Source organism: Stenotrophomonas geniculata ATCC 19374 = JCM 13324 (assembly GCF_001431625.1).
Taxonomy (GTDB): domain Bacteria; phylum Pseudomonadota; class Gammaproteobacteria; order Xanthomonadales; family Xanthomonadaceae; genus Stenotrophomonas; species Stenotrophomonas geniculata.
Window position 1 is genome coordinate 57,430 of sequence record NZ_LLXT01000104.1, and the last position, 18,440, is coordinate 75,869.

The following is an 18,440-nucleotide window of genomic DNA, read 5'->3' on the forward strand; positions in this document are numbered from 1 at the left end:
CGTGGCCGCGGGGATCAGCGCTGTTGTCGCGCGGTGGCCGTGCCGGTGGCTGTGCACTCTGCAGGCGCCATTGGCGCTGTACCGTTGAGGGTGATCCCCTGCTGGCTGCCGAGGCTGCACAGCAGGGCACGCAGCTGGTCGGCCAGTGCGTGGTACTGCCGCGCGACGGCAACGTGATTGCGTAGCAGCGCATCGTCGTTGGCCGCCTGCAGGTCCGGCAGCTCGTCCGGCGCACGCAGCTGCGCCGGGGCGATGCTGAGATCAACGCGACAGGGCGCGACCGGCGTTGGCTTCGCGCCAGATGCGCACGAACTCAGCATCAGCATCGCCGCGGTCACGGCCAGGAGTCTTGGCATGGGTCTCGATGTCCTGTTGCAGGGTTTGGAATTGCCGGGTGCGTTCGGCCTGCGTGGCCAGGCGCTGCGATTCGGCCTGCGCACCTGCGCGGGCGTTGCCGAGGTCCCGCTGATGTGCGGCCTGCGCCGCATCAGCGCGCGATGCCTGCTGTGCGGTCTGGACGGTGGCGATGGCAAGGTCCGCGCTGCGGTCGCGCAGCGTCCACCCCAGCCAGGCACAGCATGCATGGGTACCGGCGAGGACCAGCAGGCCCATGCGGAACCGCAGGGCGACGGGCGTCACTGCAGGCCTCCGCCGGCGGCGCGGTAGGCCACGCGCAGTGTTTCCAGCGCATGCTCCTTCTGCCCGTAGCCGGCGCCCGGCAGTGACGCCCAGATACGTCGTGCGGCGTTGATGCCGGCATCGAAGCGACCGAGGCGGATCAATTCGTAGGCACCGCATTGCTTGAGCAGCGCCACGGCCGCGCGGTCCTGCGAAACCGGGCCGAAGTCGGGCAGGCCCAGCCGCGCGCGCAGGTCATCCCAGGTACTGCGCAGGAACTGGTAGCGACCGGCGGCACTGGACTTGATGCCATAGCGTGGCAGCGACACCAGCACGCGGGGATGGTCGCGGTAGTCGTTGAACAACTGGCCACCCACGATCACGTCGTAGCCGCGGTCACGCGAGTGCTGGCTGGGGATGTCGGTGCCTTCGGATACCGCCAGCATGTCCAGGAATGCGGCGACGTTGGCCCCACCGAGGGCGCTGGCTGCAGCGGCGGTCATGCGGCGGCCCCCGGCTGCTTGCGCACCAGGTTCAACAGCGCGTCTATCTGCACGCTCTGCTGGGCGATCTGCGCGCGCAGGGCGTTGACCTCGCCGCGCAGTTGGCCGATCTCCTGGGCCATTGCTTCGCGCTCGTGCATCAGGCCGTCGGCGCGGGTACGCTCGGCTGCGAGCTGCTCCTGCAGGGTGCGCAGGGTGTTGCTGGTGGCCTCGTCTGCGGTGCGGTCGACCTTGGCCGACGACAACCATTGGCGCAGCCACAGCGACACCGCGATCAGTACACCCGAGGTTCCCCCTAGATATTTGGCCCAGTCCGGTACACCGGCCAGCAGGTCGCTCTCGTTCATGCGCGTGCGTACCCCTTGAGCAGGGCCGGATGGACCGCGGTCGGTGGCGCGGAACGGGCGCCACGCAGGGCGCGCTTGATGGTGGTCTGCGAGACACCGAACTCGCGCGCGACGTGCTCGCGCGGCATGCCACAGGCGACCGCTCGTGCGATCTGCTCGCGGCGCTCATGGGCGCTGGCTGCAAAGCACGAGGCCAGGAACAGCAGCTCGCCACCGAAGTGGTTGACCAGCCGTTGGGCAACGTCGCGGCCGAGGATGTCGATCAGGCGATGCTGGTCGGGCAGGGTGGAGGGAACGTAGACGATGACGCGATGACGGCCGGTGGTGCTGGACGTTGTCGGCGGCCACGCACGCACCAGCGTGAGGGCTGCGGATTCGCCGATGACCTCGGCCAGGGTCTGGATGCTGTCGGGCAGGGCGTTCATGGAGGATGTCTTCAGTGGCATTGATCTCCACTGTTGCCATCCCTCACTGCCAGTCAACACCTTTCGTCTACTTTCGAGTATGGGTGCTGAAGGTATTCATCGGTGCCCCGAGGACGGGTGAGGATGGCTGCTCGGGAGCGCATGACGCCCTGCGGCCGCTGGCTGTTGCTGCTGATGTTTGCTCCTTCCTTCGTACTCGCAGTCCTCACAGAGAGGAGGGAAAGGCAGATCAAGGGGATGTGGCAGGTATGGGGTGAGGATGGCGTCCCGTTGGTCGTCCTCCCTCACACCGGTGAGCAGGCCCTGAAACGAAAAAGCCCCGGACGATGCCGGGGCTTCAGGACTGCAGGTGGTGCTGGATCAAAGGTCGAATACCAGGTTGCCGCCGGTCTTGCGCGGAATGTAGCCGGCATCACGCAGCCAGCGCGCTGCATTGACCTGGTCCATGCGCTTGACCGGGAAGCGGTTGGCGAACATCAGGAACCGCGCCACGGTGATCGATTCGCCCTTGCCCTTCAGGGCGGCCAGGGTCTCGGTGAACCACGGCGCGGGAGGTTGCTGGCTGCCAGGACGAGCCGCAGTGCGTTCCTGCCGGGTGGTGCCGGTCTCGGCCCGGGCGTTGGCCAGCGAGCACAGCGAGATGAAGATCGCGTCCAGGCTCACGATGTCCTTGCCACCCTTGGGCTGCGACTTGAACAATTCGATGGCCTTCTGGCGCGTCGACGTGAACTGTTCGACCTCCATGACAATTCCTCTTTGCGAAATGATTGGGGATGCAGGGTGACGACAGGTGCCGTCGGTGATGGGGGACGACCTTACATCATTTTCGCCGATGATGGGCCGGAACCTGCGGTTGGGTCAGGGGAAGCTGCAGGGCAGCGCGGCCCTGCTCCAGGCTCAGATCACGCCGCGCGACAGCAGCTGGTCCAGCGTCCTGCGTACCAGATCGGCCCGGCTGCCGTCGTTGCTTACCTCGATGTCGACCAGCTCATCGGGCAGTGGCTGCTCGCTGGCGTGGGTGTCATGGCCTCCATGGCCCGGGCGGCTGACGCGGATCACGACACCACCGCGGCGACGGATCGCGCAGGCCTCATTACTGAAGCGGACGTCGGGCACCAGTCCTCCCGCAGGCAGGCGCGCGAACAGCGAGCGTACCCACAACTCGGGATGGACACGGTCGCGGCCCCATTCGGTACCCGCGGTCTGCATCAGGTGGCGAGGAGTAAGTTCGGCCAGCCAGTCGATGGTGTCCTCCTTGCGGCTGTCCAGTTCACGCAGGGAGAGCCCGAGGAGGGACGCGACGAACTGCCGCAGCGGTGCGGCGAAGCTGTCGCAGGGCAGTGCCAGTGCCGACGCCAGCCCGCTGGCGAGGGTGTCCTTGCCCGCGCGCTGGGCGCCGGCGATGCCGATGTAGAGCGGCGGACCCGCCTGCGGGCGTGCGCGGAGCGCAGTGCTGGCCAGGGCAGGCCCGGCACGGAACGCAGCCAGCGTGTCGGCGATCATGCGATGGCCGCTGTCGAGGGACGCGGGAATCATGGGAAATCTACTCCTTGAAGGACGTGGCCGCTGCCGGTGGATCAGGAATCACGTGCGGCGGTGCTGCGGGCGCGCAGGATGCGCTGGGTGATGCGGCCACCGCGCGCTGCCGCCGCGATCGGGTCAAAGCACAACATGGCGGTACGCGTACGACGGCCGGCAGCAAGGTGATCGCGGATGGTCCGCTCGGACAGTACCGGTACCCGTTGGTGGATCTGTCGCACGGTGAGCTGCTCACCTTCGAAGGCATGCAGTCGGGGTCGAGGCATGGCGGAAGCGCTCCTGGAAGGTGGCGTGGCCGATACAGTCATCTTGCCTCTGTGGACCGCTCCAGTCAACACCTTTCATCTACTGGCATCCTCGGCGGGCTGGGAGGGGGGATTGGCGATCCATTGCCGTACCGCCAGTGACGCCAATCGCTCGCGCTCCACAGGACCCCGGGTGGCCTGTACGCGCGCCAGGTACTGCTGGCGATGCCGGCGCGGGCTGATCGTTCTGCACCGCCCTTGAGCGTCGATGCAGCGGTAGCCCGCCAGTTGCAGCAGGCGCCGTGCCTCGCAGTCGAGGCGCCACTCGGCGCTGTCGCTGCCGACTTCGCGGCCATCATGGGTGCGTGGCATCAGAACGGTCCTGCGATGTGTTCGGACAGGCTGCGGCTGCGCGGTGGCATCAGCCATACCTTTGCCCGTTCCTTGCCCACCACGCGGGTGCGCACGCCATGCCGCTTCACCACGTAGGCGGCGGCCTCGTTGACCTCGCGCCGGTTCGGTCTGTCGATGCCCACCGCGATGACGATCTCGGTGGCACGGTAGTGCGTGCTCCAATGCTCGGCGGGGAGGGACCAGTCGAAGTGGCGATCGATCAGCTCGGCGATAGGCGAGATGGGTTCGTGCTCGCTGTTGGTGGCATTGAGCGCATCCAGCTCTTCGCCGGACAGGTGCCAGGTCTCGCCATTGCGGTACAGCGCGTGGGCTTCGGCCCACACCTGCTGCATGTCGATCCGCGCCGGTTCACCCAACGCCACGGCATGCACGGTCCACCAGCGGCTGTTGCCGGTCGCGTCACGCAGGAAGCGCTCGTCGTTGACACTGGCGAACAGGATGGTGCGCCGCGCATAGCGCGATTCGGTGCGTGCGTAAGGCCGGCGGATTTCATCGTGGCTGCGCGAGATGAATGATTTCAGCGCGGCGATATCAGTGCGGCGGAAGGTGGCGTCGACCTCACCCAGCTCCACGATCCACTTGGAGATGACCTGCTTGATGCTGTCCTTGTTGGTGGGGTCGAGTACCACGCCATCGGCGATCAGCTGCAGTTCGGCCGGTGCCAGCTGCCGTGCCCAGCGCGTCTTGCCCAGATTCTGCCTGGAGACGAAGGTCAGTACACCACGCGCGACCACGCCATCCGGTTCAAAGGCGGCCGCCACGCCGGAGATCAGCCAGCGCCGCATCAGCACCTCCTTCAGGATGCGGCCATCGGCCATGCGCGTGGGCTGGGCTTCCTGCACGGTGTCGAAGAACGCCTGGAGGCGGGAGTGGCCATCCCAGGGCTGCGAGGTGATCCAGCTGGCAACGGGATTGTAGGGATTGGCTTCGGCCACCTGGCACAGGTTGGTCTCGAAGCTGGCGGTGGCCATGCCGGCACGGTGCATGCAGTCCATCACTTCGCCGGCGGCAACCTCCTTGGCATTGTCGATCGTGGACTGGAGGTCCGGCACCAGGATCTCCAGGTCCTTGCGGATGACGTTGTAACGCACCGTAACGCCGGTGCGGCGGCACAGCTCGGCGAGATTGCGCGCGGTCGGCAACGGGCGGCCGCGTGCGCTGCTGTCGGGGAACGGAGTGAAGGTATCGAAGGCGGAGAGGTTGCCGGGAACCTGGTAGCTCGCGGCGGCCGGGGAGCGTGTGCCGCTCTCGGCGGGGACTTCGCCCGGCGCGCACGGTGGGTCGGCAAGCAGCTGCGCGCGCAGTGCTTCCAGGCCTTCACGCCGATGCAGGTCGTTGAAGTCGGTGGGGCGATCATCGTCGCCGTGCACGATGGCGAATTCCGGCCAGACCACCCGAGCACCGATGTCCGCCGCAGCCTGCGTGGCCTGGCTGACACCAGGGTTCTCCAGTGGTTGCCGCGTCCATTGGTCGTTATCCGCGCAGAGCACGAACGAGGCATCGGGTACGGCGTTGCGCCAGGCACGGGCCACGGCCGTCAGGTTGCCCGCATCCCACGCGACCACGACGCACCAGCCGGTGGCCTGATGGATCGATGCCGCGGTGGCATAGCCCTCGGCAATGGCGATGGGATGCCCGGGCAATGGTTTGCCGATGACATGGAAGCAGCCCTGCTTGCGGCCACCGGCCAGGAAGTCCTTGTCGCGCCCCAGTGCCGGGTCGGTACGGGGAAGGATCGCCTGCAGGGAGACGATGCGTCCGGCAGTGTTCACCACCGGCACCAACAGCGCATTCTCGATGTGGCGGAACACCAGCCCATCGCTGTTGCGTACCGGCCACGCTGCCACGCGCAGGCCATGAGCGTGCACGCCCTTCCGGGCAAGATAGGGGTGGCTGTCGTCGGCGGGCATGGCCCGCTGCCACAGTACGTTGGCGGCCTTGGCTGCGGCATCCTCGCGCTCGCGTTGTTGCCGCTCCCGTTCGGTCCGGGCCGATTCCTGGCGCTGCCGGATCGCGCGCTGCTCGGTGGGACTCAGCGTGGCCGGTGATTGCGCGCACCAGGCGTGACGGGTCCCGGTACGCCAGCTGCCGAACTCGCCGGCGGGCACGTTGTCGCCGAACAGGACCGCCCAGCCATTGCGGGTGCCACGACGGTCACCCTCCACGTGGAAGCGCACCAGCGTGCCGTCGGCGTTGAGTGCATCGCGTCCGCGTGCGTCCGGCACGATGCCGTGTGCATGCATGGCCTGCAGGAACGCCGGGACGACGTCCTGCGTTGGGTGCGGTGTGTACATTCGGCTGGACCCCCTTGGAACGTTGTTCGATGCACAGCGACCGTGGATGGCAATGGCGCTGTGCGATGCCTGCGCTGTGCAGGCCATGCGGCGGCGGCCCGACGCGAAGTGGTCAGCAGGTGATGGAAGGTGTTGATGTGGTCATGGTGTCCGATGGATCCGCCATTTGCAACACCTTTGGATACCTGCTGTCCCTGGATCCGCCAAGGGCGCTCCACGCGGTTCAACATGCGACTGCGATCGCAGATCCGCATCATCGCCGTCTTGTGTCGCAATCGGCGAGAACCGGTTTCCGGATGATGGCCGCGCCGTTCGACGCGGCCCTTCACTCTCTCTCGAACGCCCGCCAGGGCGCCCATGCACAAGGAGCCTGCATGACTGAAGCCGACCTCAATGAAATGCCCCGGCCTGACGCCACATGCGCGCCGCAGGCCGCGGCCGCGACGTTCTCAATCAGTGCGACGACCCCTCGATAAAATACAACCCGCATGACGGACACCATCGACGAAGCGCAGGAACTGGACGCGCGCCATCTGCAACGAGCACTGGCCCGGCACGCAACGCGGGCCCGCAGCGTTGCCCCACTCAGGCCCATTGGGGAATGCCACAACCCGGACTGCAGCGAAGACTTCGACAACGATCCGGCCAGGCTGTTCTGTGGGCCTGCCTGCGCCGAGCGTTTCGAAGCCATCCATCAACACCGCAACGCATAGGAACAGGGGACATGTCTCTGAACAGCAACGACGCTGGCTTCACCGAACGCATCGCCGGATTGTCGGCCGAGCTCGCCGTGCTGGTGAGCCTGGTGGAGAACCACATCCATCTGCAGTTGGCCGACCTGGCCGACTCGGGTGATGTGGATGCACAGGAGCGATTTGCGGTGGCCGATCCGGAGCGCTGGTTGGAGAACGCCCGCAACAGCCTGCAGGCGGGCGTCATGTTCCTGGAACGTGCGGTGCAGCAGCCCGCGCGGTTCTAGCAATGCGATGTGGGGACGGAAGGGGCTGTAAGGCCGCCTTCCGTCCCCCTTTGGGGCCGTGGAGAGCGTCTGCGTCCGCGGCTGCGTCATAACGTCGCACCGCCTTTCTGGAAACCCTGAACTAGGTCCAAGGTTGGCCGTCGCCCCGTAGAATGGTGGCGTGCGTCGTTCTGTCCTCCACCGCCGGTTCCAGGTCCTGGCATGGCTTGCCATGCTGCTGGTGCTGCTCGCCCCGCTGGTGAGCCGCTGGCTGGCGCATGACCACGTTGCGGCCACCGCACCGGTGGCAGCCTTGAATCACGCGATGCACGCAGAGCATGCACAGCACGCGATGGAAGCGCACCATGACCATCACGCGATGGCAATGCAGAACGGGGAATCGACACCGAAGCCGGCTGCCGATCCACACGCCGACCATGAGATGGGTGTGGACTGCGATTACTGCCTGATCGCTGCACGGCTGATCACCCTGCTGGTGGCGGCAGTGTTGCTGTTGGCGCCGATGGCACCGGTGTGCCGCGCGCTGCGCGGTGCGGTGCAGACGTTGCCGCAACGGATCAGCGGCACATTGGGAGCGCGTGGGCCGCCGGCCTTGATGGCCGTCTGAGCCGCACGCGTGTTGCACTGAACGTTCTTCCATGAGGTTGCCGGCCACGGCCGGTGCCCGCACGCGCGTGTTTGCCCCTTTCTGATTGCTGCCCTGCCATTGCGGGGTGGCCTTGCATGCCGTGAACAAATGAAAACCAACCCCAACTCCGCGCGCCTGCGCAGGGCGACACTGCCTGCGCTGTGCATGTCCCTGTTGTACGCCGTGCCCGCCCTTGCCGCCGATGCGCCACCTCCGACCACGCTGGATACCGTGCGCGTGGTCGACACCCGCAGCGGTGAACTGTCTTCCACCGCCAGCGCCGGGTCTGCGCTGGGCCTGAGCGTGCTGCAGACACCGGCCAGCCTGACCGTGATCTCGCGCGAACAACTGGAACAGCGGGGCGACACCAACCTCAATGATGCGATCAGCCGGGCAGGCGCGATCAGTGCGATGCCGCACCCAGGCAACGGCCTGAGTGCGTTGTCCAGCCGTGGCTTCACCGATGGCGCCTCGGTGATGCGCCTGTACGACGGGCTTCGCCAGTACGGCGGCGTGGGCATCACCTTCCCGTTCGATACCTGGTCGACCGAACGCATCGAAGTACTGCGCGGCCCGGCGTCGGTCATCCATGGTGATGGCGCCATTGGCGGGGTCATCAACATCGTGCCCAGGAAGCCCTCGCGTAGCGCCATCGAGAACGAGATCAGCGTGACCGTCGGCAGCGAGGATACTGCGCGCCTGGGCTTCGGCAGCGGCGGTGCGTTGACCCCGGACCTGGCCTATCGGCTGGACGTGAGTGGCAACTACAGCGGTGGATGGGTCGATCGCGGGCGCAACAGGGACGCGACCTTCTCCGGTGCCTTGCTGTGGCAGCCGCGCACGGATCTGCAGCTGACGCTCACCCATGCGCAGGGCTACCAGAAACCGATGCGCTACTTCGGCACGCCGCTGGTGGATGGCCACCAGCTGGAAGCACTTCGCCATCGCAACTACAACGTGGAAGACAGCGACATCCGTTATCGCGACCGCTGGACCCAACTTGATGCGCTGTGGATGCCGACCTCGAACGTGGAATGGCGCACCCGCGTCTACCAGATCGACAGCCAGCGCGACTGGCGCAATGCCGAGGCCTATGTCTACAACCGCGCCACCGGTTTGATCGATCGCTCCGGCAACACCGAGATCACCCACAACCAGGACCAGACCGGATTGACCTCGACACTGCGGGTACAAGGAAACATCGCGGGCCTGGCCAACCGCTTTGCCGTGGGCCTCGATGCCAATCGTGCGCACTTCAAGCACACCAACAACACCTATGCCGGCAGCTCGGGCCCGGTCGATCCGTTCGATCCGGTGCCAGGCCGGTTCGCCAGCGACGCGCCCAACCTGCCGCGCTATCGCAACCGCGCCGAGCAGTACGCGCTGTTCGTGGAGGACCGGCTGGCGTTGAGCGAACGCTGGTCGGTACTGGGTGGACTGCGCCACGACCGCGCGCGCATCGATCGCACCGATCTGATCAGTGGCCAGAACGCGTTCTCGAAGACCTACAGCAGCACCGGCTGGCGTGCAGGTACCGTATTCGCGCTGCAGCCGACGCTGAGCCTCTACGCGCAGTACTCACAGGCGGCGGACCCGGTCAGTGGACTGCTGATGATCAGCCCAGCCAACGGTGCCTTCGATCTGGCCAAGGGCCGGCAGATCGAGGTGGGCCTGAAGCAGGCCTTCGATGGCGGCGAGTGGACGCTGGCGGCGTATCGCATCCGCAAGACCGGTCTGCTCAGCCGTGATCCGCTGGTGCCGGATCGCCGGGTGCAGGTGGGTGCGCAGACCTCGCGCGGTATTGAAGCGTCCTTGAACTGGAACTTCGCGCCGCACTGGTCGCTCGATGCCAACGCGACGGTGCTGAAGGCCGAGTTCGAGGACTTCCTGGAAACCACGGGTTCGCCGGCGGTGCTGGTGTCGCGTGATGGCAACGTACCGCCGAACGTGGCCGAGCGCTTGGCCAACGCATGGTTGAGCTGGCAGTTCCTGCCGGACTGGAGCGCAGCGGCGGGTGTTCGCTATGTCGGCAAGCGCTACGCCGACAATGCCAACGCGTTGGAACTTCCCGGCTACAGCACCACCGACCTGGCGCTGACCTGGCAGGCGGCACCGCGCACGCGGCTGTCCGCGCGGTTGTTCAACGTGTTCGACAAGGCGTACTACGCCACCGCGTACTACACCAGCACGCAATGGCTGCTGGGTGCGGACCGGCGCGTCGAACTCACCGTCGACCATCGCTTCTGAGGAGGCCGGCCATGACGCTGCGATCCACCGCCAGGCGCTGGACCTATCTGGTGCACCGCTGGCTGGGCATTGGTGGGTGCCTGTTGATGCTGCTGTGGTTCGTGAGTGGCATGGTGATGCTGTTCATCGGCTACCCGAAGCTGACGCCGGGTGAGCGGCTGGCGGCGTTGCCGGTGCTGGGGGATGCCCGCGGCTGGCAGGGGCTGTCGGCATTGCCGGCCGCCGTGCAGGCCGAGCCGGAGGCCGTGGCACTGACGACGCTGCGCGGCGAGCCAGCGTATGTGGTGCGAAGCGGCGGCAACGTGGGCGCCTGGTCTGCGCGCACCGGCCAGGTGCTGCTGCCGGTGTCGGCACAGCGTGCCGAAGCATCCGCTGCGCAGTTTGCTGGCGGCCAGGCGTTCGTCGGCGCGATGCGCGTGGATGAGGATCGCTGGACGCACTCGCGCGCGCTGGACGCGCACCGGCCGCTGTACCGGGTGGAGGTAGGGGGCGCGCAGCCGGGTGACCTGTATGTGTCCTCGCACACCGGCGAAGTGGTGCTGGACGCACCGCATGTGCAGCAGCGTTGGAACTATGTGGGTGCCTGGCTGCACTGGCTGTACTTCCTGCGCATGCAGTCGGTGGACCCGGTGTGGACGTGGGTGGTGATCGTGTTGTCCGCGCTGTGCACGGTGGCCGCAGTCAGCGGCATCGTGGTCGGTGTGTGGCGCTGGCGTTTCCGTGGACACTACCGTTCGGGTGCAAAGACGCCATACGTCGAACCATGGATGCGCTGGCACCATCTGATCGGGCTGGTGGCTGCAGCGTTCGTGTTCACCTGGATCTTCAGCGGGCTGATGTCGATGAACCCGTGGGGCGTCTTGAGCAGCACGCGCGAGGCGATCGACAGCGGACGTTATCGTGGTGGTCCGGTGGTGGTGGATGGCGCACTGGGCGAACCAGCGGCGCTGCTGACGGCCGTCGAGGCCGAGCGGTTCAAGCCCGTGGAGATCCAGTGGCGACGCATCGGTGGCGAGCTGTTCGCGGTGCTGCTGGACGGACAGGGCGAGACCCGTATCGTGTCCGGCAGCAATGGGCATCTGCAGGTTGCGCGGTGGCTGCCGGCCGGGTGGCTGCAGCAGAAGGTGCGGGCGCTGTCGGATGCGCCCATGCAGGGGTACTGGGTCCAGCATGCAGCGGATGCGTACTTCTACCCACGTGCACCGGAAGCCATGAACGGCGCAGCGGTGCGCCGCTTCCCGGTGGCGGTGGTGGACTTCGGCGATGCCGAGGCGACGCGCGTCTACCTAGACCTGGCCACCGGCGATCCATTGCTGACGATGGGGTATCGCGAGCGGGTGGGGCGCTGGCTGTTCTACTTCCTGCACAGCTGGGACCTGCCTGCGATGCTGCGCTTCGACACCGCCCGGTTGGCTGTTCTGCTGCTGTTGAGCGTTGCGGGCACTGCGTTGTGTGCAACGGCCACGGTGATCGGCTACCGCCGGTTGCGGATGAAGCTGCGGCGCAGGCGGCGCTGATGCACTGGGCTACACCCGCAGCCAACGCGTGGACACGGCCACCAGCAGCAAGGCCGTGGCCACGCCGATGAACGCGGTGATCAGGCCGAAATGGTTGGCGGCGAAGCCGATCAGCGCCGGTCCGGCAAGGATGCCGGCGAAGCCCAGCGTGGAAACGGCGGTGATCGCCAGCGCACCCGGCATGCGGGTCTGGTGGCCGGCCAGCGAGAACAGCGCCGGTGCGATGTTGGCGCAGCCAAGGCCGACCAGCACATAGCCCGCCAGCGACGCCTGCCATGGCGTGACCAGGGTCAGCACCAGCACGCCAGCGGCAGCAAGCAGAGCGCCGAGAACGATCGCGCGCTGGCGGCCCACGCGCGCCACCAGTGCATCGCCGAACAGGCGGGCGATGGTCATGGTCAGGGTGAAGGTCACATAGCCGATACCGGCGAGGCTGGCATCGACGCGACGCACATCGCTGAGGAACACCGCGCTCCAGTCCAGCATCGCACCTTCGCCGAGGAACGCAACGAACGCCAGTACGCCGATGAACAGCACGATGCCGTGTGGCAGGGCCAGCATCGGTGTGTCGTGCGGCATCCGTTCGCTGTGCCAGTACGCCGCTGACAGCAGCAACGCCAGCAGCATGGCGCCGACGCCGATCAGCACCGACGCTATCGGTGGCAATTGCGCGGACAGCAGCACGGTCATGGTGGCCGCGCCGAGGAAGCCGCCGATGCTGAAGAAGGCATGGAAGCCGGACATCATCACGCGCCGTGCTTCGCGCTCGACGATGACGGCCTGTACGTTCATCGTGCAGTCCATCGCGCCCACGGCGGCACCGAACACGAACAGCACCAGTCCCAGCGTCCAGGCCGAACCGGCCAGTGCCAGGCCGGGCACCGTCAGGCAGATCAGCAGGCTGCTGGCCACCATCACCCGGCGGCAGCCGAGGCGCGCGGCCAGCACGCCGGACAAGGGCATCGCCAGCAGCGAACCGGCACCGAGGCAGAGCAGTACCAGGCCCAGCGTCGCGTCATTGATCCCGGTACGTGCCTTGGCGAAGGGCACCAGCGTGGCCCACAGCGCGGTGGCGAAGCCGGGAATGAAGAATGCAGCGCGGGTCGCGTGCTGTTCGGCACGCGCGCGGTTGGCGAGGGACATGAGCGGTACGGTCAGGGAGGAGTGGGGTGCACCGCAATACCGGCGGCGCGGAAGCGAGCTGCCAGTGCTGGCGGTGCGGTGGTGGTCAGCACCAGATCGTCGATCTCGTCGAGGCTGGCGATCTGCCAGTGGCCGCGGGCGCCGAGCTTTTCCGTGGTGGCGGCGACGATGATGCGACTGCTGCAGGCCACCATCGCGCGCTTGAGCGTGGCTTCCTCGGCATCCATCGCCCACACGCCGGTGTCGCCGTCCACCGCGCAGGGGCCGGGCAGGTACACGTCGGCACGCAGGCGTTGCACCTGGGCCAACGCTTCGGCACCGACCGCACCGCCGCCGCTGGCCAGGCGGCCGCCGATCAGCTGCACCAGGGTGCCTTCAAGCATGCTGGCGGCGGTGGCGATCTGCGGGGCATTGGTGATCACCGTCAGCCCGAGAGCGGTCGGCAGCTGCTGGGCGATCGCCAGGTTGGTCGAACCGGCATCAAGCAGTACGACCTGGCCGGGTTGCAGCAGCGCGCAGACGCGGGCGGCCAGCTCGGCCTTGTCGCTGCGGTCGCGGGTGAGCCGCTCGCGCAGCGGGCGTTCCTTCGGCGGTGGCAGCACGGCGCCGCCGTAGACACGCTGGCACAGGCCCTGTGCGGCCAGCTCGCGCAGGTCTCGGCGGATCGAGTCTTCGGAGACGGCATAGCGGCGCGCCAGTTCGGCGGCGACCACGCGGCCCTGCTGGCGCAGTTCCTCAAGGATCTGCCGGGGGCGCTGGGCGGGGAGGGGGCTGGGATCTGAGCTCATGCTGCAAGTCTGCACATTCGTGCGTTAACGTGCAACAACGTGCAATGGGTGGAAGTGGACACAGGGTGGCTGGACTGCCGGTGAACCCGCCGGCGCCTGGGGTCTATGGATCGCCCTCGCGGCCCGGCATCATGGCGGGGCACCTGGCATGGAATCCCTGATGTCCCCCACCGTTCACCGCGAGCTGCGCATCGGCGCAGACCAGTACACCGGCCAGAAGGTGGTCGACCAGCAGTTCCACAAGTGCGATTTCTCCGGCGCGGACCTGACCGGCACCGAGTTCATCAACTGCAGTTTCTACGATGCCGACAGCCGTGCCGGCTGTCGCTTCAACGGCGCCACGCTGAAGGAAGCCAGCTTCCGCAGCTGCGACATCAGCATGTGCCACTTCAACTTCATCAAGGCACTGGGCCTGGAGATCAGCGAGTGCCGCGCGCAGGGCGCGGATTTCAGCAACGCCAGCTTCATGAACCAGATCACCACGCGGAGCTGGTTCTGCAGTGCCTTCATCAAGAAGTCGAACCTGCGCTACGCGAACTTCTCGCGGGTGACGCTGGAGAAGTGCGAGCTTTGGGAAAACCGTTGGGACGGTGCGAACGTGAGTGGCGCCAGCTTCGCCGGCTCGGACCTGTCCGGCGGCCAGTTCGAGGGCATCGACTGGAACAGCGCCAACTTCACCGACTGCGATCTGACCAACTCCGAGCTGGGCGAGCTGGACCTGCGCAGGACCAACTTGCGCGGCGCCACGCTGGACGTGCAGCAGGTGGCGCTGTTGATGCAGCGCATCGGCATCACCGTGGTGCCGTAGGCATCATCTGGCGTACGCCACCCAGCCCTTGAAGCTGAAGCCGGCATAGAACAGCTCCACGTCGTCGAAGCCGGCCTCCTGCAGCAGGGCGACCTCCTGCTCGGGCGCCAGCAGCGGCAGCCGCTCGGCAATGGCCTCGATCGCGCGCTGCGCATCGGCGCGGGCAACCCCCGAGGCTTCGGCGAACGCCGCGTAGCGCTGCAACCAGCGCAGCTTGCCGGCCGGATCCTGCGGCACGCTGTGGTGCGCCACCACCAGCGGCGCGCCGGGCTGCAGGCGCCGGTGCAGCTCGCGCAACGTGTGCAGGCGCTGCGCGGCGTCGAGGAAGTGCAGGGTCAACAGGCAGGTGGCACCGTCGAAGCGCAGATCGGGCGCATCGTCGATGTAGCCTTCCAGCAGCTGCACGCGCGACTTCAGCGGACCCAGTGTCTGTTCGGCCAGGGCCAGCATCGGTGCGGCCGGATCCACGCCGAGCAACTGCCAGCCCGGCTGTGCCTCGGCGAAGGCCTTCAGCTCAAGCCCGCCACCGGCACCGAGTACCAGCACGCGGCCCTGTGCGGGAACGCGTTCGGCCAGCAGCAGGCGGCTCATCTGCTGCAACGCGAGGAAACCGGGCACCTGGCGCAGCGGTGCTTCGGCATAGCGGGCCACCGCCTGCGGGTCGGAGAACGTGGACATGTGCGGATTCCTTCGACGGGGACAGACCACTGTAGCGCGGCGCGCAAGAGGTATTGCGCGCCGCTGCCGCAGAGACAGCACAGGGCTCAGGCCGCTGCGGCCTCAAGCACGTCTTCCAGCCTCACCTCGCCGAGGAAGCCACCACTGCTGGTTGCCGGCTGCTGCGCTTCGATGGCGTGGGCGAACTGCACGCCCGCGTCGTCCTGCAGGCGTTCGAACAGCTGCTGCACCCTGGGGAACTCGCGGCGGTCGACCACCTGGTGATAGTCGTTCCAGCGCGCGATGCCGGCGAAGTAGGCATCGGCGAAGCTGCGCTGTTCGCCCAGCAGCCACGGGCCCGTACCGATCATCTGCTCCAGCGCCTGGTGGGCGTGGCGCACCTTGGTCGTGCCATAGGCACCCAGCACCTCGGCTTCATCACCTTCCGCATGCTCCAGTGCGTGCCAGAGCGGCGCGTAGGCACCGAAGAAGCTGGTGTTGAGATAGGCCAGCCGGTGGTTGAGGCGATCGAAACCAGCCGTGCCCTGTGCGAAGCCCAGCCCCTGCGCGATCCCCTTCGCAGCCAGGTGGTTGAGGATGGCCAGGCTCTCGCTGAGCAGCTCGCCCTGCGGGGTTCGCAGGGTCGGGGTTTCGCCCAGTGGATTGAGGCGGCAGTAGTCTTCGCCCTGCACCTGGCCGGGCATGTCGATGCGGCACAGCTGGTAAGGCTGGCGCAGCCACTCCAGTGCAACGATGGAGCCGAACGAGCAGCCCGAGGGCACGCCGTAGAAGAGGATCGGGGTCATGGCAGATTTCCGGTTCGAGCCGCGATGCGGCGGGTGAGGAAAGCGTGCCAGCATGGACATTGCCGCTGAAGCCGTCCGAATGGCATCCTGAAGTCCACACGTGTGGACGTTGCGCATGCTCAACCTCAATGATCTGGCCCTGTTCGTGACCGCAGTGGAGCAGGGTGGTTTCGCCGCAGGTGGGCGCCATCTGGGCCTGCCGCGCTCGACCCTTAGCAAGCGCGTGGCGCTGCTGGAAGAACACCTCGAAGTGCGGCTGCTGCAACGCAGTTCGCGCCGCTTCGCGCTGACCGAGGTCGGCCAAGAGTTCTTCGAACGCGCACGCGCGGCGTTGTCGGAGGTAGAGGCTGCGGAGGCCATTGTCCGCGACCGCCAGGCCGAACCCAGCGGCACCGTGCGCATCAGCGCTTCGATTCCGGTGGTGCAGGGCGAGCTTGCCGCGTGCCTGCCCGCGTTGGCCCGCCGCTATCCGCGGCTGCGCATCGAAGTTGAAGTGAGTGATCGTTTCATCGATCTGGCGCAGGAGGGCATCGACATCGCCCTGCGCAGCCACTTCGGTCCGCTGCCGGATTCCGGGTTGGTGCAGCGAATGCTCGGTAGCGAACGCATCGTGCTGGTGGCGTCCCCTGGTTATCTGGCAGCCGCGCCGGCAGTGGACACGCCCGAGCAGCTACGCGCGCATGCCGGCCTGCTGACCGCGCGCCATGCAACGCGCTGGACGCTGCACAGCGCCGACGCCGGCACCGTGCAGGTGGAGCCGCAGGTGGCGCTGGTCGGCAATGAATCGCAGCTGCTGATCGCGGCGGCAGAAGCGGGTCTTGGCATCACCGTGCTGCCCTACAGCCTGTGTGCGGCGGCCATCGCTGCTGGCCGCCTGCAGCAGGTCCTGCCGGCGTGGCATGCCGGCGAAGTCACCACCAGCGTGCTGCTGCCGCATCGTCGCGGCCAGCTGCCGGGCGTGCGCGTGGTGGTGGATGCGCTGGTCGCGCATTACCAGCTCAACGCAGCGCGCGTGCCAGTACCTGCCAGATCCTCGGATCCTGGCACTGCGAGACGTTGAAACGCACATAGTCGGCCGCGCGCTGCGATTGGCTGAACGCGTTGCCCGGGGCCAGCACGATGCCTTCGCGCAGGCACTGCCGTGCCAGCGCAGCAGCATCGCGGCCATCGGGAAGCTGGCACCAGAGGAACAGGCCGGCTTCCGGTTGCAGCCACGGCGTGATGCCCAGCGTGTGCAGTTTCCGCAGTGTGTGCCGGCGCGCATCGGCCAGGCGCGAGCGCACCGATTGCATGTGGCGGCGATAGCCACTGTCGGTCAGCGCGATGTGCATCAACTGCATCGCCAGATGGCCGCCGCCGAAGCTGGTGGCCAGCTTCAGGTCGGTCAGCGCTTCGATCCAGTCGTGGCGTGCAGCGATGTAGCCACAGCGCGAAGCGGCCGACAGGGTCTTGGAGAAGCTGCCGACGTGGATCACACGCGACAGCCCATCCAGCGCAGCAAGGCGCGGTGCCGGCTGCAGTTCGAAGTCGGCGAAGATGTCGTCCTCGACGATGATCAGTTCGCTGCGTTCGGCCAGCCCCAGCAGCCGATGCGCGGTGCTGGCCGAGAGCACCGCGCCGGTCGGGTTGTGCAGGCCCGAGTTGGTGATGTACAGCCGTGGCGAATGCGCCTGAAGTGCCTGCGCGAACGCCTCCAGGTCCGGGCCGCTGTGCGTGTACGGCACGCCGATGGCCTGCACCTGGTGCGCCTTCAGCAGCGCGTGGTAGTTGAAGTAGCTCGGATCATCCACCAGCACGCAGTCGCCGGGCTTGAGCAGGAAACGGCAGAGCAGATCGACCGCGTGCGTACCGGATTCGGTCAGCAGGATCTGCTCAATCGGTGCATCAATGCCCAGCGCCGCGCAGCGCCGTTGCAGCAGCTGGCGCAATGCGGGCAGCCCGAGCGGGCCGGCGTAGTCGACCAGCTGCATGGCATCGGCACGCGCCAGTCGGCGCAGGCCGCGGCGCACGCCGTCGTGATACAGCCAATCACTGGGCATCCAGCCGCAGCCCGGCTTGAGGTGGCCCGCCGGCGTTTCCAGCGATTGCCGCGACACCCACAGCGGGTCCACCGCGCGGTCCAGGCGTGGTTCCATTTCGGCCAGGGCGAGCGGTGCGGCCGGTCCACTGACATAGAAGCCGGAACCGGCACGCGCGCTGATCAGCCCTTCGGCGGCGAGGCGCTCGTAGGCCTCGACCACGGTGGAAACCGACACGCCCATTGCCGCCGCCTGCGCGCGTACCGAGGGCAGCCGCGAACCGGCGCCATCCACCCGCGTGCCGATACGGGTACGGACGGCCTGGATGACCGATTCGATGCGGGTAAGCGGGCGCGTCATGGCGAAAGTGTGCTGTAAGTGTGGGCAGTACAGTTATTTGAAACTGTACTGGATTGTAGCTGGGGGGCGCGGGCCGCAGGTGCTTCCATGGAGATCCCGCCGGG

Annotated in this window: 23 protein-coding genes; 8 read left to right on the plus strand and 15 right to left on the minus strand. The window is 67.2% G+C overall.

The window, feature by feature from the left end:
* Positions 1–14: 14 nt before the first annotated feature.
* From ARC63_RS23440 to ARC63_RS10915, 10 genes are all read right to left on the minus strand, one after another.
* On the minus strand, positions 15–320 hold the full coding sequence (locus ARC63_RS23440) for a hypothetical protein (RefSeq protein ID WP_158003730.1): 306 nt from the start codon (positions 318–320) through the stop codon (positions 15–17).
* Complete coding sequence (locus tag ARC63_RS10875) at positions 262–639, minus strand: hypothetical protein (RefSeq protein ID WP_029550698.1); 378 nt, start codon at positions 637–639, stop codon at positions 262–264. Before ARC63_RS10875 ends, ARC63_RS23440 begins: the two co-directional genes overlap by 59 nt.
* Positions 636–1,121 (minus strand): glycoside hydrolase family 24 protein, encoded by a 486-nt coding sequence (locus ARC63_RS10880; RefSeq protein WP_057503277.1) that lies wholly within the window; start codon positions 1,119–1,121, stop codon positions 636–638. Before ARC63_RS10880 ends, ARC63_RS10875 begins: the two co-directional genes overlap by 4 nt.
* On the minus strand, positions 1,118–1,468 hold the full coding sequence (locus ARC63_RS10885) for a hypothetical protein (protein ID WP_010483765.1): 351 nt from the start codon (positions 1,466–1,468) through the stop codon (positions 1,118–1,120). The genes ARC63_RS10880 and ARC63_RS10885 overlap by 4 nt, the downstream gene beginning before the upstream one ends.
* The gene (locus ARC63_RS10890; protein ID WP_231298629.1) at positions 1,465–1,893 is read right to left on the minus strand and encodes a helix-turn-helix domain-containing protein; all 429 of its coding nucleotides are present in this window, start codon (positions 1,891–1,893) and stop codon (positions 1,465–1,467) included. The genes ARC63_RS10885 and ARC63_RS10890 overlap by 4 nt, the downstream gene beginning before the upstream one ends.
* A gap of 360 nt (positions 1,894–2,253) precedes the next feature.
* Positions 2,254–2,637, minus strand: a complete 384-nt coding sequence (locus ARC63_RS10895; RefSeq protein WP_019336915.1) for a hypothetical protein — start codon at positions 2,635–2,637, stop codon at positions 2,254–2,256.
* A 153-nt stretch (positions 2,638–2,790) separates the two neighbouring features.
* On the minus strand, positions 2,791–3,429 hold the full coding sequence (locus ARC63_RS10900; protein WP_057503279.1) for a deoxynucleotide monophosphate kinase family protein: 639 nt from the start codon (positions 3,427–3,429) through the stop codon (positions 2,791–2,793).
* A gap of 41 nt (positions 3,430–3,470) precedes the next feature.
* Positions 3,471–3,698, minus strand: a complete 228-nt coding sequence (locus ARC63_RS10905) for a hypothetical protein (RefSeq protein ID WP_010483758.1) — start codon at positions 3,696–3,698, stop codon at positions 3,471–3,473.
* 75 nt (positions 3,699–3,773) lie between these two features.
* Complete coding sequence (locus tag ARC63_RS10910) at positions 3,774–4,049, minus strand: hypothetical protein (protein ID WP_049410201.1); 276 nt, start codon at positions 4,047–4,049, stop codon at positions 3,774–3,776.
* Positions 4,049–6,385, minus strand: coding sequence for a VapE domain-containing protein (locus ARC63_RS10915; protein ID WP_057503280.1), 2,337 nt, complete (start codon positions 6,383–6,385; stop codon positions 4,049–4,051). The genes ARC63_RS10910 and ARC63_RS10915 overlap by 1 nt, the downstream gene beginning before the upstream one ends.
* Positions 6,386–6,414: 29 nt before the next feature.
* On the opposite strand from ARC63_RS10915, the gene ARC63_RS23240 reads away from it, so the two are divergent.
* The 6 genes from ARC63_RS23240 to ARC63_RS10940 all read left to right on the plus strand — a co-directional run bounded on the left by ARC63_RS23240 (position 6,415) and on the right by ARC63_RS10940 (position 11,756).
* Complete coding sequence (locus ARC63_RS23240) at positions 6,415–6,861, plus strand: hypothetical protein (protein ID WP_139042416.1); 447 nt, start codon at positions 6,415–6,417, stop codon at positions 6,859–6,861.
* A 12-nt stretch (positions 6,862–6,873) separates the two neighbouring features.
* Entirely contained in the window at positions 6,874–7,098 is a 225-nt protein-coding gene (locus ARC63_RS10920) for a hypothetical protein (protein ID WP_057503281.1), read from the plus strand.
* Between the two features lie 11 nt (positions 7,099–7,109).
* Positions 7,110–7,364 carry a hypothetical protein gene (locus ARC63_RS10925; protein ID WP_005408345.1) on the plus strand — a complete coding sequence of 85 codons (255 nt, stop codon included), beginning with the start codon at positions 7,110–7,112 and terminating at the stop codon, positions 7,362–7,364.
* A 211-nt stretch (positions 7,365–7,575) separates the two neighbouring features.
* Entirely contained in the window at positions 7,576–7,971 is a 396-nt protein-coding gene (locus tag ARC63_RS10930; RefSeq protein WP_019336919.1) for a DUF2946 family protein, read from the plus strand.
* A gap of 129 nt (positions 7,972–8,100) precedes the next feature.
* A complete protein-coding gene (locus ARC63_RS10935) occupies positions 8,101–10,239 on the plus strand; it encodes a TonB-dependent receptor (RefSeq protein ID WP_057503282.1) in 2,139 nt (712 codons plus the stop codon).
* An 11-nt stretch (positions 10,240–10,250) separates the two neighbouring features.
* Positions 10,251–11,756 carry a PepSY domain-containing protein gene (locus ARC63_RS10940; RefSeq protein WP_057503283.1) on the plus strand — a complete coding sequence of 502 codons (1,506 nt, stop codon included), beginning with the start codon at positions 10,251–10,253 and terminating at the stop codon, positions 11,754–11,756.
* A gap of 9 nt (positions 11,757–11,765) precedes the next feature.
* On the opposite strand, the gene ARC63_RS10945 is transcribed toward ARC63_RS10940, so the two are convergent.
* On the minus strand, positions 11,766–12,899 hold the full coding sequence (locus ARC63_RS10945) for an MFS transporter (RefSeq protein WP_057503284.1): 1,134 nt from the start codon (positions 12,897–12,899) through the stop codon (positions 11,766–11,768).
* Between the two features lie 11 nt (positions 12,900–12,910).
* Positions 12,911–13,687, minus strand: coding sequence for a DeoR/GlpR family DNA-binding transcription regulator (locus ARC63_RS10950; protein ID WP_057503285.1), 777 nt, complete (start codon positions 13,685–13,687; stop codon positions 12,911–12,913).
* Between the two features lie 160 nt (positions 13,688–13,847).
* Between ARC63_RS10950 and smqnr the strand changes: the two genes are divergently transcribed.
* Positions 13,848–14,495: a SmQnr family pentapeptide repeat protein gene (gene smqnr / locus ARC63_RS10955; protein ID WP_010483741.1), complete on the plus strand. Its 648-nt coding sequence runs from the start codon at positions 13,848–13,850 to the stop codon at positions 14,493–14,495.
* Between the two features lie 3 nt (positions 14,496–14,498).
* Here the strand turns inward: smqnr and ARC63_RS10960 are convergent, their stop codons facing one another.
* Both ARC63_RS10960 and ARC63_RS10965 read right to left on the minus strand, forming a co-directional pair.
* Positions 14,499–15,173, minus strand: a complete 675-nt coding sequence (locus ARC63_RS10960; protein ID WP_049410213.1) for a class I SAM-dependent methyltransferase — start codon at positions 15,171–15,173, stop codon at positions 14,499–14,501.
* An 86-nt stretch (positions 15,174–15,259) separates the two neighbouring features.
* Positions 15,260–15,958 (minus strand): glutathione S-transferase family protein, encoded by a 699-nt coding sequence (locus ARC63_RS10965; protein WP_057503286.1) that lies wholly within the window; start codon positions 15,956–15,958, stop codon positions 15,260–15,262.
* 115 nt (positions 15,959–16,073) lie between these two features.
* On the opposite strand from ARC63_RS10965, the gene ARC63_RS10970 reads away from it, so the two are divergent.
* The gene (locus ARC63_RS10970; protein ID WP_057503287.1) at positions 16,074–17,018 is read left to right on the plus strand and encodes a LysR substrate-binding domain-containing protein; all 945 of its coding nucleotides are present in this window, start codon (positions 16,074–16,076) and stop codon (positions 17,016–17,018) included.
* On the opposite strand, the gene ARC63_RS10975 is transcribed toward ARC63_RS10970, so the two are convergent.
* A complete protein-coding gene (locus ARC63_RS10975; RefSeq protein ID WP_057503288.1) occupies positions 16,957–18,336 on the minus strand; it encodes an aminotransferase-like domain-containing protein in 1,380 nt (459 codons plus the stop codon). The two genes, ARC63_RS10970 and ARC63_RS10975, sit on opposite strands and share 62 nt — an antisense overlap.
* Positions 18,337–18,440 lie beyond the last annotated feature (104 nt).

What these genes read in the sequence shown, in the direction of transcription:
- ARC63_RS23440 (WP_158003730.1), bottom strand. Translation starts at nt 320, where the DNA reads ATGCTGAGTTCGTGCGCATCTGGCGCGAAGCCAACGCCGGTCGCGCCC.
- ARC63_RS10880 (WP_057503277.1), bottom strand. Translation starts at nt 1,121, where the DNA reads ATGACCGCCGCTGCAGCCAGCGCCCTCGGTGGGGCCAACGTCGCCGCA.
- ARC63_RS10885 (WP_010483765.1), bottom strand. Translation starts at nt 1,468, where the DNA reads ATGAACGAGAGCGACCTGCTGGCCGGTGTACCGGACTGGGCCAAATAT.
- ARC63_RS10890 (WP_231298629.1), bottom strand. Translation starts at nt 1,893, where the DNA reads ATGAACGCCCTGCCCGACAGCATCCAGACCCTGGCCGAGGTCATCGGC.
- ARC63_RS10895 (WP_019336915.1), bottom strand. Translation starts at nt 2,637, where the DNA reads ATGGAGGTCGAACAGTTCACGTCGACGCGCCAGAAGGCCATCGAATTG.
- ARC63_RS10900 (WP_057503279.1), bottom strand. Translation starts at nt 3,429, where the DNA reads ATGATTCCCGCGTCCCTCGACAGCGGCCATCGCATGATCGCCGACACG.
- ARC63_RS10905 (WP_010483758.1), bottom strand. Translation starts at nt 3,698, where the DNA reads ATGCCTCGACCCCGACTGCATGCCTTCGAAGGTGAGCAGCTCACCGTG.
- ARC63_RS10910 (WP_049410201.1), bottom strand. Translation starts at nt 4,049, where the DNA reads ATGCCACGCACCCATGATGGCCGCGAAGTCGGCAGCGACAGCGCCGAG.
- ARC63_RS10915 (WP_057503280.1), bottom strand. Translation starts at nt 6,385, where the DNA reads ATGTACACACCGCACCCAACGCAGGACGTCGTCCCGGCGTTCCTGCAG.
- ARC63_RS23240 (WP_139042416.1), top strand. Translation starts at nt 6,415, where the DNA reads ATGCACAGCGACCGTGGATGGCAATGGCGCTGTGCGATGCCTGCGCTG.
- ARC63_RS10920 (WP_057503281.1), top strand. Translation starts at nt 6,874, where the DNA reads ATGACGGACACCATCGACGAAGCGCAGGAACTGGACGCGCGCCATCTG.
- ARC63_RS10925 (WP_005408345.1), top strand. Translation starts at nt 7,110, where the DNA reads ATGTCTCTGAACAGCAACGACGCTGGCTTCACCGAACGCATCGCCGGA.
- ARC63_RS10930 (WP_019336919.1), top strand. Translation starts at nt 7,576, where the DNA reads ATGCTGCTGGTGCTGCTCGCCCCGCTGGTGAGCCGCTGGCTGGCGCAT.
- ARC63_RS10935 (WP_057503282.1), top strand. Translation starts at nt 8,101, where the DNA reads ATGAAAACCAACCCCAACTCCGCGCGCCTGCGCAGGGCGACACTGCCT.
- ARC63_RS10940 (WP_057503283.1), top strand. Translation starts at nt 10,251, where the DNA reads ATGACGCTGCGATCCACCGCCAGGCGCTGGACCTATCTGGTGCACCGC.
- ARC63_RS10945 (WP_057503284.1), bottom strand. Translation starts at nt 12,899, where the DNA reads ATGTCCCTCGCCAACCGCGCGCGTGCCGAACAGCACGCGACCCGCGCT.
- ARC63_RS10950 (WP_057503285.1), bottom strand. Translation starts at nt 13,687, where the DNA reads ATGAGCTCAGATCCCAGCCCCCTCCCCGCCCAGCGCCCCCGGCAGATC.
- smqnr (WP_010483741.1), top strand. Translation starts at nt 13,848, where the DNA reads ATGTCCCCCACCGTTCACCGCGAGCTGCGCATCGGCGCAGACCAGTAC.
- ARC63_RS10960 (WP_049410213.1), bottom strand. Translation starts at nt 15,173, where the DNA reads ATGTCCACGTTCTCCGACCCGCAGGCGGTGGCCCGCTATGCCGAAGCA.
- ARC63_RS10965 (WP_057503286.1), bottom strand. Translation starts at nt 15,958, where the DNA reads ATGACCCCGATCCTCTTCTACGGCGTGCCCTCGGGCTGCTCGTTCGGC.
- ARC63_RS10970 (WP_057503287.1), top strand. Translation starts at nt 16,074, where the DNA reads ATGCTCAACCTCAATGATCTGGCCCTGTTCGTGACCGCAGTGGAGCAG.
- ARC63_RS10975 (WP_057503288.1), bottom strand. Translation starts at nt 18,336, where the DNA reads ATGACGCGCCCGCTTACCCGCATCGAATCGGTCATCCAGGCCGTCCGT.